General features: G+C 44.1%; 9 protein-coding genes. 7 read left to right on the top strand and 2 right to left on the bottom strand.

Annotated elements, in window-relative coordinates:
- Positions 1–62 precede the first annotated feature (62 nt).
- Positions 63–1,631: an alkaline phosphatase family protein gene (locus DWZ67_RS01090; protein ID WP_057089745.1), complete on the bottom strand. Its 1,569-nt coding sequence runs from the start codon at positions 1,629–1,631 to the stop codon at positions 63–65.
- Positions 1,631–2,851: a DUF4105 domain-containing protein gene (locus tag DWZ67_RS01085; RefSeq protein WP_044468557.1), complete on the bottom strand. Its 1,221-nt coding sequence runs from the start codon at positions 2,849–2,851 to the stop codon at positions 1,631–1,633. The genes DWZ67_RS01090 and DWZ67_RS01085 overlap by 1 nt, the downstream gene beginning before the upstream one ends.
- A gap of 505 nt (positions 2,852–3,356) precedes the next feature.
- Between DWZ67_RS01085 and DWZ67_RS01080 the strand changes: the two genes are divergently transcribed.
- The 7 genes from DWZ67_RS01080 to rlmN all read left to right on the top strand — a co-directional run bounded on the left by DWZ67_RS01080 (position 3,357) and on the right by rlmN (position 12,054).
- Entirely contained in the window at positions 3,357–4,088 is a 732-nt protein-coding gene (locus tag DWZ67_RS01080; RefSeq protein ID WP_044468995.1) for a type III pantothenate kinase, read from the top strand.
- Positions 4,075–5,337 (top strand): hypothetical protein, encoded by a 1,263-nt coding sequence (locus DWZ67_RS01075; protein WP_057089747.1) that lies wholly within the window; start codon positions 4,075–4,077, stop codon positions 5,335–5,337. Before DWZ67_RS01080 ends, DWZ67_RS01075 begins: the two co-directional genes overlap by 14 nt.
- A 45-nt stretch (positions 5,338–5,382) precedes the next feature.
- Positions 5,383–6,708, top strand: a complete 1,326-nt coding sequence (locus DWZ67_RS01070) for a tetratricopeptide repeat protein (RefSeq protein ID WP_005831953.1) — start codon at positions 5,383–5,385, stop codon at positions 6,706–6,708.
- Positions 6,709–6,712: 4 nt separating this feature from the next.
- On the top strand, positions 6,713–7,339 hold the full coding sequence (gene lptC / locus DWZ67_RS01065) for an LPS export ABC transporter periplasmic protein LptC (protein WP_005831952.1): 627 nt from the start codon (positions 6,713–6,715) through the stop codon (positions 7,337–7,339).
- A gap of 4 nt (positions 7,340–7,343) precedes the next feature.
- A complete protein-coding gene (locus DWZ67_RS01060) occupies positions 7,344–8,600 on the top strand; it encodes a hemolysin family protein (RefSeq protein WP_005831951.1) in 1,257 nt (418 codons plus the stop codon).
- 122 nt (positions 8,601–8,722) lie between these two features.
- Complete coding sequence (locus DWZ67_RS01055) at positions 8,723–10,861, top strand: SurA N-terminal domain-containing protein (RefSeq protein ID WP_016272890.1); 2,139 nt, start codon at positions 8,723–8,725, stop codon at positions 10,859–10,861.
- A gap of 152 nt (positions 10,862–11,013) precedes the next feature.
- Positions 11,014–12,054, top strand: coding sequence for a 23S rRNA (adenine(2503)-C(2))-methyltransferase RlmN (gene rlmN / locus DWZ67_RS01050; RefSeq protein ID WP_022401941.1), 1,041 nt, complete (start codon positions 11,014–11,016; stop codon positions 12,052–12,054).
- Positions 12,055–12,121: the final 67 nt, after the last annotated feature.

Below are 12,121 nucleotides of genomic sequence, written 5' to 3'. Positions count from 1 at the left end.
TGAGCGTGCAAAGTTACTGATTTCTATACAGATTATCCAGATTTGCACAGATTATTTTAGAATCAAAAGTCAAGGGGAGATGCTGTACTTGCATTAGGGGCGCGGATGCGCATTACACTTGCCAAGGTAGGGGCAATGCGGTCAATACTGATGGGGGTACGGATGGTTTCAGCCTTCATTCCTCCTCCCAATAAAATGAGGGGAGCAGGAATATCGGCCGTACGTACTACACGGTTATCAGTACTATTTTCCTGCATGATAGTCCAGCCCGGGAGTATTTCAATGAGCAAATCGCCAGAGCGCTTGCGATGAAAACTATTGCGTATACGTTCTATTTGCGGTGACCAGGGGCCCAAAAGCAGGCGATGAGCTGAATATACTTCGCTCACGCCACTAAACTGAACCAGAAATTCGGCAGATTTTTCTTGAATTTCAGTCAGGCTCAACTGCTTGTTCTCAATAAGTTTATGGTTGAGATAGATTTGTTGGTCATAATAAGCTTCCACATATTGTCCCTCGCCATAGGATGCCATGAGGTACATGTTTAGCAGGGCGGCACAGCGGTTCAGGTAGAATTCACCACCCGGTATCCGGTATACGCCCGGGTCGGCTGCTTCCGGGTCGGCATAGCCGGTGGAGGTGATGCAGAAAAGTACGTTGTGGAGCCCAACTTTACGTTCTATGAGCTCTAATAAGGAAGCTATACTACGGTCCAGTCGCACGTAGGTGTCTTGCATTTCCATGGCACATTCCTGCGTACTTCGGTGGTTATAATTTCCTGCGTAGTAAGTCAGCGATAATAGGTCGGGCACGTCATCTTGTCCGATAGTGCTCTTATTCAGCAGCTCTTCGGTCAGCAGGTTGACTTCCTCATTGATGAAAGGGCTGGTTATCAAGCGGCGGAACTTGTTTGTCCGTTCACCATCCAGCTTGTATTTGAATGGCTCGTTGCGCCATTCGGGCAGAAATGTATAGTTGGTAAAAGGAAGTGCAGGTGTCCATACCATATCCTTGATACGGTAGTCAGGAGATTTTCGGTCGTTGTATTGGCTCAGCCACCACGGAAATTCATTATAATAAGTCGTACTGCACCATTTTCCGGTATTGTTATTAAGCCAGAAAGCACCGTTCCCCGCGTGCCCGGCACCCAATATGGCGGCATCGCGGAAAGGTGCGATGGCGTAGACCAGACCTTTGTTGCGGGTAGCTATTTTCAGCTCGTCGGCAATGGTGGAGGTCAGTAATAGGGAGGGGGAAGTGCTTTCGTCGGTATAGTTGCCCATGAAGTTGGGGTCTTCTACACAGTCTATGGGGCGTAGTGTACCTGCATCCAGCCACTGCTCTGCAATGATGCCGTTCATGGACGGTGTTGTCCCGGTATAGATGGCGGCAATGGCCGAGGCTCGGTCCGTTCCGCAAAAAGGAAATTCTGCTTGACGGAATACTTTACCTTCACGCAGTAAGCGCTTAAACCCCTTTTCTCCGTATAAGGACGAAAATGCTTCCATATAGTCTGTACGCAACTGGTCAATGGTCAATGTTACCACCAGCTTTGGGGAGGCAGGCAGCGGTTGGGCTTGCAGACCACTGAATGTAAGTGCGAGTATGGAAGTTATCAGTCCTTTTTTCATTACTTTCGTTTGTATGTTAGAATGAGGTTGCTTGCAGAACGTATCAGCAAACACAGTGCCAAAGGTAATACTGCTGGCGGAATTCTCTGCGGAATTATTGTCCAAAGCCCTATAAAAAGTGTTAAAACTACAAAATCAACCAGCATATAGCGGCTTATTTCCCTTTTTCGTACCCTGGATAGCATGAATGGAAGGCAGAAAAGGTGAAATGGATGGAATACAAATAATATATAATTGGGACTTACTGCCGGATGCTGTGAGAATAGTGCTAAAAATGCCAGTATACATCCAGCCATTCCGGCAACCAAGAAGAGTATGAGGTCTATGCCCCAAAGAGTTTTCCCTCTTCGTATGCCGTAAATGCTGATGCCTGCTACAAGTATCAGTAATAGCGAAGCCGACTGCATCGGTGTGATGCCTCTGCTGACGAAGTCGGCTGGTGTTTTACCCGTTACTACGATTTTTTCTTCTTTGGCAACCAGTGGCCGTGCTTGTCCTTCTTTGTCCACAATCTGCGCTTTATTGAAATACTCCTGCATGTAGAAGGGGACGAACATTGCCAGCCGCCGGTTGATGGGTTCGTCTGCTTTGCTGCCCATGCATAGGTCCATGCCGAAACGTGACCACAAATGGCCTTCACTGTATTTATGCAGCAAATCCCTGAAAGAGATTCCCGTACTGTTAGCAGTCATATTGTCAGCGTATTGCAGAGTGCCGTTGATGGCACGCTCTATCTGGTCCCGCGGGCGGGTGGCACAATTGTCGTAGAAAAAATTGTAGCGGTATACTCGGTTTTCAGGGCGGTAGTTCTCTGTCAATAGTGCTATCAGGCGTTCTTTTTCCTCTTCTGTTAGATTTAACGTTTGTTGCCAGACATCGCGTCCCAGATAGTTGTATTCGGCGGCGAAATGCTCATAATCGGTTACTCCAAGTTGATAATCCGTTTCTCCCAAGGCAAAACGGAAGATGAAGTTAGGGGCGTTGAAGTTGAACATGCCGTAATTGAAGACGGCGTCAATGCCACGTGTATAGTTCTCGTACCGTATGGCAGTGTGTCCGAATAGGGAATAAATCTCTCCTCCTGCAGCGCAAGTCAGTAGGCTGACGCGTACGGAGTCTGTTGCAGCAGTCTTTTGCTGTTGTGTCACCTGGGCATTTGCTGAAGGCAAACAGAAGAAAAAGATTACTATATATATATGTATAAGTAGGCTTCGTTTCATGCTGCAAACTTACGGAAAAAACTAATATTATCCCAATTTGTGATTAGGAACTAAAGCGATTATTCGCGTTATTCCGGTCATCTGTGTCCGAAGAATCTTTTTTAATTATGAACTTGATACAATTCTTAATTCGCATTATTGGTTGTTTTGAATCAACTGTCGAGTACGAGTGGTAGGTATTTTCTATTTACAAACGATACGGGTGCAAGAAATAGTGGTATATTGAACCTGATTCAGTCGTATACTGAATGCCATTCAATCGTATACTGAATAGGGCTCAGTCGTATACTGAATGTAGCGCATTTAGTTGTATTGATAATCAGGTGGTTGTGGTATGATGTTGCGGCTTTAATAAATCTCAACAGAATGTAAAAGTGGCATTGTGGTTGTTTGGTGTGGATGTGAATAAGAATTCTTGTGCAGTTGTTCTTCTAATAAAGAGATGGTTTCTGCTGAATTTCAATATTAATGTTATATCTTTGCGCCGCTAAATTTATGCAATACGGTGAATCTCATTATTGATATAGGAAATACAATCGCCAAGATGGCGGTGTTTGATGGTGGACGTATCGTGGAGGTGGTGTATGACTCCAATCTGACGTTGGAACGGTTGCCTGAAGTATGCCGTACATATACGATTGAAAAAGCGATAGTGGCTACTGTCATTGATTTGAGTAGAGAGGTGTTGTCGCAACTGGAAGATATGGCTGTCCCCATTCTGTGGCTCAATGAAAAGACTTCTCTTCCGGTAGAAAACCTCTATGAAACTCCCCGGACGCTGGGGTATGATCGTATGGCGGCGGTGGTAGGAGCCAATGAGCAATTTCCTGGCAGGGATATACTGGTGATTGATGCCGGTACCTGTATCACTTATGAGTTTGTTGATGCTGCTGCCCGCTATCATGGCGGGAATATCTCTCCCGGCCTGCAGATGCGTTTCAAGGCGCTTCATCAGTTTACCGGACGGCTTCCAATGGTGGCTCTTGAGGGGCGGATGGTGCCCATGGGGAAGGATACCGATACAGCTATCCGTGCCGGAGTACTGAAGGGTATTGAATATGAAATTTCAGGTTACGTTACGGCTATGAAGCATAAATATCCTGAACTTTTGGTTTTTTTAACGGGCGGGGATGATTTTTCTTTTGATACAAACTTAAAAAGTATCATCTTTGCAGACAGATTTTTAGTGTTGAAAGGATTAAATAGAATTTTAAACTATAATAATGACAGGCTATAGACAAACACTGTTAGTGCTCTTGCTCACGATATTATCAGGAGCGGCAGTCGCTCAAAATAATACAAATTCTCCCTATACACGATATGGATATGGACAGTTATCTGAACAAGGCTCAAGTAACAGCAGGGCGATGGGTGGTATTGCCTATGGTTTACGAGACAAGTATCAGACAAACTTCGCTAATCCAGCATCCTATACGGCGGTAGATTCGCTGACTTTTATCTTTGATGGAGCAGTCTCTTTACAGAATACAAACCTCAGTAACGGTACTCTGAAACGAAATGCCAAGAATTCCAGTTTTGATTACATCACGATGCAGTTTCGTGCAAGTAAATGGGCTGCCATAAGCTTGGGATTGTTGCCTTATTCGAATGTGGGATACAGCATGGGAGAGTACCGGGAAGATACGGAATTCCCAGACAAATCTACGACGGTAAGCTATTCGGGAGAAGGAGGTCTGCATCAGCTTTATTTAGGTGCGGGCTTTAAAATAATTAAAAATCTTTCTGTCGGTGCGAATTTTTCGTATCTTTGGGGAGATATAACAAGAACCGCTGCGGAAACCTTTCCGTCCAGTTCAAGTGTATTTCCTATTACAATACAGTCTAATGTGGCTGTAAAGAGTTATAAGTTGGATTTTGGAGCGCAGTACACCCATCAGTTTGGGAAAAAGCATGTTGCAACGTTGGGAGTCGTCTTTTCTCCGGGGCATGATTTGAGTAACGATGCGTACGAAGTTACGCAGACTGGTGATAGCAATACGGGAGCTACTTCGGCAACGAGGGATACTATTGTTACTTGCGGCATTCCGACAACATTTGGCGCAGGTGTGACGTACGTGTACGACAATCGTCTGACGGTAGGAGCGGATGTGATGTTCCAGAATTGGAGCAAAGTGAGCTATATGAACAATGACGAGGCGTTTTGCGACCGTGGAAGAATATCCGTTGGTGCAGAGTATCTGCCGAATCCTATGGGAAGAAGTTATTTGTCTCATGTGAAGTATCGTTTGGGAGCTTATTATTCCAAACCTTATTATAAGATAGACGGTGTACGTGCCGCTGATGAATATGGTGTTACTGCCGGTTTTGGATTACCCATACCGAGAACCCGTTCTGTATTGAGCCTTTCTGCGCAATACGTGCGAACCAAAGGAACCCAAGCAGCGTTCTTGAACGAAAATACATTGCGCATTTGTATCGGAGTAACCTTTAACGAACGTTGGTTCTTCAAGCGTAAAGTGGATTAATGGAAATTGAATAGACAAAAATATAACAACTAAAATTTAAATACAATGAAAATTAAGACGCTTGTGGCTGTCTTGCTCCTTTCGGGTGGAGTGACCAGCACTTTCGCACAGACTGAAAATTGTAATTCGAACAGTAGTATCTCTCATGAAGCAGTGAGAGCTGGTAACTTTAAGGATGCATACGCTCCTTGTATGGCTGTATTGAAGGATTGTCCTACACTGCGGTATTACACATTTACAGATGCTCAGAAGATTTTAGTGGGTTTCTTGAGTCAGATTAAGGATAGAAATTCTGCTGATTACAAGAAGTATTTTGATGAGTTGATGGATGTATATGATTTGAGAATGAAGTACATTCCTGAATTCATTGGTAAGGGAATGAAGGGCGTGCCGAGTGTGGCTGATGCCTTGGGTGCCAAAGCTGTGGATTATCTTCAGTTCGCTCCTGCTCCGGACCTTAATACGGCTTATAATTGGCTGAAAGAATCTGTTCATGCTGAAAAGGGTGGTTCCAAAGGTGCGGTGTTGCACTATTTCCTGGATACTTCCATGCAGAAGGTAAAGGCTGATGATAATCATACCGACCAGTTCTTCCAGGATTATATTGATGCTTCCAAGTATGCAGATGACGCACTTGCTGCTGAAACCAAGGAAGCTAAGAAGGCTAACTTGCAAGCTATCAAGGATAACCTCGTGGCCATGTTCATTCAGAGTGGTGTAGCTGATTGTGAATCTTTGCAGAATATCTATGGTCCTAAGGTGGAAGCAAGCAAGACTGACTCCGCTTTCTTGAAGAAGGCATTGAACATCCTGAAATTGATGAAGTGCAACGAAAGCGAAGTTTACTTCAAGGCATCTGAGTACATGTATCAGATTGACCCGACTGCCGATGCAGCTGTAGGTGTAGCATACATGTACTATAAGAAAGGTGACTATGACAATGCCGTGAAGTATTTTGATGAAGCATTGGCTAAAGAAACAGATAATGACAAGAAGGCTGAAATGGCATACGCTACTGCCGCAGCCTTGATGCAGGCCAAGAAACTCTCTCAGGCAAGAAGCTACTGCCAAAAGGCTATGAGCTTTAAGGAGAACTATGGAGAGCCTTATATTTTACTGGCACAGCTTTACGGCTCCAATCCTAACTGGACCGATGAGCCTGCTCTGAATAAGTGTACTTACTTTGTAGTAATTGACAAGCTGCAGAGAGCTAAAGCTGTAGATCCTTCAGTTACAGAACGTGCTAACGAATTGATTAGTACTTATTCCCGCCACACTCCCCAGGCTAAAGACCTCTTTATGTTGGGTTACAAAGCTGGTGACCGTATCACTATCGGTGGATGGATAGGTGAATCTACAACTATCAGATAAAATCATGTTGCTACAACCCATCAACATTGTTTATCATAAAAATGCGAGCATAACCATTGTCCTTGGGGCAATGGTTATGCTTCTTTTATTTTCTTCGTGTTCCGGGAAGAAGAAGGAGCTGGGAGATGCCATTACCGAGCGTGACTCTATGGCAGTGATGGATACCCGCGGGGTGACTACACTGGTTTCTGATTCCGGTGTAACGCGTTACCGCATCAATACGGAAGAGTGGCTGGTCTTTGACCGGAAGAATCCTCCTTACTGGGCTTTTGAAAAGGGGGTCTATTTGGAGAAGTTCGACTCTATCTTCCAAGTGGAGGCAAGTATCAAGGCTGATACAGCCTACTTCTTTAATAAGGAGGAGTTGTGGAAACTGATGGGGAATGTGCATATACAGAATTTGAAAGGTGAGCAGTTTGATACAGAGCTGCTGTATTGGGACCAGCGGGCACAAAGAATTTATTCGGATGAGTTTATCCGTATCGAGCAGCCTGACCGTATCATTACGGGACATGGCTTTGAATCCAATCAGCAGATGACTGTTTACACGATTCGCAAGCCGGAGGGTATCTTCTATGTTGACGAGGAGACTGCCGCAGCAGACAGCTTGCAGACTGATACCATAAATTGATAAAATGGATACCGTTATTTTTTTATTGATAACCATGGCTTTCTCTGCTTTCTTTTCAGGAATGGAGATTGCCTTTGTTTCCGTAGATAAACTGCGCTTTGAGATGGAAAGGAAGTCAGGCGTCACTTCCGGTATCATTTCCTATTTCCTTCGCAACCCGAATAACTTCATCTCGACCATGCTGGTGGGTAATAACATCGCGCTTGTCATTTATGGTATCTTGATGGCACAAATCATAGAGGTGAATCTTCTTGCCGGAATTATTTCCAATCATTTTGTAATGGTGTTGGTGCAGACTGTAATTTCCACTCTTATTATTTTGGTAACCGGTGAGTTCTTGCCGAAGACTTTGTTTAAAATCAATCCCAATCTGATGCTGAGGGTATGTGCCATTCCTTTATTCATATGTTATGTCATTCTGTTTCCTGTTTCAAAGTTTGCATCGGGATTGTCGTATCTGTTCCTTCGGATATTTGGGATGAAAGTAAACAAGGAGGCGTCGGCCAAGGCTTTTGGCAAAGTGGATTTGGATTACTTCATCCAGTCGAGCATAGAGAATGCGGAAAGTGAAGAAGAACTGGATGCAGAGGTAAAGATATTCCAAAATGCGCTTGACTTTTCGAATATAAAGATACGCGACTGTATTGTACCGCGTACAGAGGTGGTAGCTGTAGATCTGACCACTACATTGGAAGAATTGAAATGTCTTTTTGTGGAGTCGGGTATTTCCAAAATCATAGTATATGATGGAAATATAGATAATGTGGTGGGATATATTCACTCGTCGGAGATGTTCAGGAATCCGGTGGACTGGAGGAATAACGTGAAGGAAGTGCCTATTGTACCCGAAACGATGTCGGCCCACAAACTGATGAAACTGTTCATGCAACAGAAAAAAACGATTGCTGTAGTGGTGGACGAATTCGGTGGTACGGCGGGTATCGTCTCTTTAGAGGATTTGGTGGAAGAAATTTTTGGCGATATTGAGGATGAGCATGATAACACATCCTATGTGTGTAAGCAGTTGGGTGAACGTGAATATGTGCTTTCGGCCCGTCTGGAAATAGAAAAGGTAAATGAGACTTTCGGGCTCGACCTGCCGGAATCGGATGATTATCTGACAGTGGGCGGTCTGATTTTGAACCGTTATCAAAGTTTCCCGAAACTGCATGAAGTGATTGAAGTGGATAATTATCAGTTTAAAATAATCAAGGTAACAGCCACTAAAATTGAGTTGGTAAGACTGAAAGTCATTGAATAATTTCATTTAGGCGTAATTTTTTAAAGAATAAATGGATGCGTATTAGCATTTTTTGTATCTTCGTGCGCTAAAATGAACATGTTAGGAAAATAATAATAAACAAATAAATCATATTAACTAAAATGGCAACATTACAAAACATTCGGTCTAAAGGACCTTTATTGGTGATTGTTATTGGTTTGGCGCTGTTTGCTTTCATCGCAGGTGACGCGTGGAAAGTGCTTCAGCCACACCAGTCACAAGACGTAGGTGAAGTGAACGGGGAATCAATTTCCGCTCAGGATTTTCAAGCATTGGTAGAAGAATATACAGAAGTCATCAAGTTCTCCAGTGGCAACAGTGCATTGAGCGATGAGCAGACAAACCAAATCAAAGATGAAGTATGGAGAACATACGTCAATAATAAGCTGATTGAAAAGGAAGCAAAGAAACTCGGTCTGGTTGTATCGAAGGCTGAGATTCAGGCTATCATTAATGCCGGTGTGCATCCGATGCTGCAACAGACTCCGTTCCGTAATCCTCAGACCGGTGCGTTTGATAAGGATATGTTGAAGAAGTTCTTGGTGGACTATTCAAAAATGAATAAGGCACAGATGCCTTCACAATATGCAGAATACTATGAATCCATGTACAAGTTCTGGTCTTTCCTCGAAAAGTCCCTTATCCAGGCACGTCTTCAGGAGAAGTATCAAGCTTTGATTACAAAATCCCTTTTCTCCAACCCGGTAGAAGCTCAGGACGCTTTTGATGCAAGAGTAGAGCAGTCAGACCTGCTGCTTGCTGCAGTTCCCTATTCTTCTATCGTTGACTCTACCATCGTTATCAAGGATTCTGATTTGAAGGCTGCATACGACAAGAAGAAAGAACAGTTCAAGCAATATGTGGAAACTCGCAATATCAAGTTCATTGATGTGCAAGTTACTGCAAGTGCAGAAGACAGAGCTGCTCTCCAGAAGGAAATGGAAGAATACACTGAACAACTTACTGCCAATCCTTCTGACTATACTACCTTTATCCGTTCTACCGGTTCCGAAGCTCCTTATACAGACTTGTTCTACACTACTAAGTCTCTGCCTGCTGATGTGACAGCCCGTTTGGACTCTGTTGCGGTGGGTGGTGTATTCGGACCTTATTATAACGTATCGGACAATACTCTTAACTCTTTCAAGAAATTGGCTACTGCTGCTATGCCGGACTCTATCGAGTTCCGTCAGATTCAGGTAGTTGCCGAAGATGCTGAAAAGACGAAGACTTTAGCCGACAGCATCTACAATGCTATTAAGGGTGGTGCCAGCTTTGCTGAAATTGCGAAGAAGTACGGTCAGACCGGTGAGCCTACCTGGATCTCTTCAGCTAACTACGAAGGCGCACAGATTGACGGTGACAACTTGAAATATATTACTGCTGTCACTACTTTGGGACAGAACGAACTGACCAATCTGGCGTTGGGACAAGCAAATGTCATTTTGCAGGTAACCAACAAGAAGGCTGTCAAGGATAAATATAAGGTAGCCGTTATCAAGCGTCCGGTAGAATTCAGTAAGGAAACTTACAGCAAGGCATACAATGAATTCAGCCAGTTTATCGCTGCAAACAATACTTTAGAGAAAATGATTGCCAATGCGGAAGATGCCGGTTATAAGTTGTTGGATAGAGCCGACTTGTACAGCTCTGAACATGGTATCGGTGGTATCAGAGGTACCAAAGATGCTTTGAAATGGGCGTTTGAGGCAAAGGCCGGTGAAGTTTCCGGTTTGTACGAATGTGGCGAGAGCGACCGTATGCTGGTAGTAGGTGTTGCAAGTATTGTTCCTGAAGGTTATCGCCCACTGGCTTTGGTAAAGGACCAGTTGAGAGCTGAAATTCTCCGTGATAAGAAAGCAGAGAAGATTATGGCTGATATGAAGGCTGCCAATGCAACTTCGTTCGAGCAGTACAAGAATATGGCAAATGCTGTTAGTGATTCTGTAAAGCACGTTACTTTCTCTGCTCCTGCCTATATCCCGGCATTGCGTAGCAGCGAACCTCTGGTAGGCGCATACGCTTCTATTGCCGAAGTGAACAAGCTGAGTGCTCCTATCAAGGGTAATGGTGGTGTATTCGTTCTGCAACCTTATGCAAAAGAGAAACTGAACGAAACATTCAACAAGGAAACTGAAGAGGCTAACTTGGCTAACATGCACGCACGCATGGCAAGCCAGTTCATCAGTGACTTGTATCTGAAAGCCAACGTAAAAGACCAACGTTATTTATTCTTCTAAGAATAAAAAAACATATTGAAAAGCCGTCCGGTACTCCCGGGCGGCTTTTTCATTCTCTGTACATTTCATTTTCTATACTCTCCGTTGTCTTTGTGCAACTTTATTCCTACCTTTGCATTCTTGAAAGAGTTTTGTTTTTAATGAAAAACGATATGCAGAAACGACCTCTATTGGGCTTGACGCTCTCTGAATTGCAGAATGTGGTGAAGAATCTGGGAATGCCCGGTTTCTCTGCCAAGCAGATAGCTTCCTGGCTGTATGACAAGAAGGTGACTTCTATAGACGAAATGAGCAATCTTTCGTTGAAGCATCGGGAATTGCTGAAAGAAATCTATGAGGTAGGTGCCGAAGCGCCGGTAGATGCCATGCGCTCTGTAGACGGTACGGTGAAATACTTGTACCGGGCAGGCGAGGGGCATTTCGTGGAAGCTGTCTATATACCCGACGAAGACCGGGCTACGCTTTGTGTCTCCTCTCAGGTGGGCTGTAAGATGAATTGCAAGTTCTGTATGACCGGCAAACAAGGTTTTACTGCCAATCTGACATCCAACCAGATTATTAATCAAATCAATTCGTTGCCCGAAAGGGACAAGCTTACCAATGTGGTAATGATGGGCATGGGTGAACCACTTGATAATCTGGACGAGGTATTGAAAGCGCTGGAAATAATGACCGCCTCTTATGGGTATGCGTGGAGTCCCAAGCGTGTTACACTTTCTTCTGTGGGATTGAAGAAGGGCTTGCAGCGTTTTATTGAGGAATCGGACTGCCATCTGGCTATCAGCCTTCATTCGCCGATACCTTTGCAACGCCGCGAACTGATGCCGGCAGAGAAGGCGTTCTCCATCACGGAGATTGTGGAATTGTTAAGAAACTATGATTTTAGCAAACAGCGCAGACTATCTTTTGAATATATTGTTTTCAAAGGAGTGAATGACTCGTTACCGTATGCAAAGGAACTTCTGAAGCTGCTACGCGGGCTGGACTGCCGGATTAACCTGATTCGTTTTCATGCCATACCTGGAGTGAATCTTGAAGGGGCTGATATGGAAACCATGACTGCGTTCCGTGATTATCTGACTTCGCACGGTCTGTTTACCACTATACGGTCATCGCGTGGAGAGGATATATTTGCCGCTTGTGGCATGTTGTCCACTGCCAAGCAGGAGGAGAATAAAGAAGAATTAATATAAATTATTAACTTAGGTAGGGAGGATATTACGCATTCTTCGTAGCTTTGTGAAAAACTAAAATGATAGA

The organism is Bacteroides sp. AF34-31BH (assembly GCF_003602795.1).
GTDB lineage: Bacteria > Bacteroidota > Bacteroidia > Bacteroidales > Bacteroidaceae > Bacteroides > Bacteroides uniformis.
The sequence above is the reverse complement of the archived record's forward strand: the minus strand, read 5'-3'. Positions and strand labels throughout refer to the sequence as shown.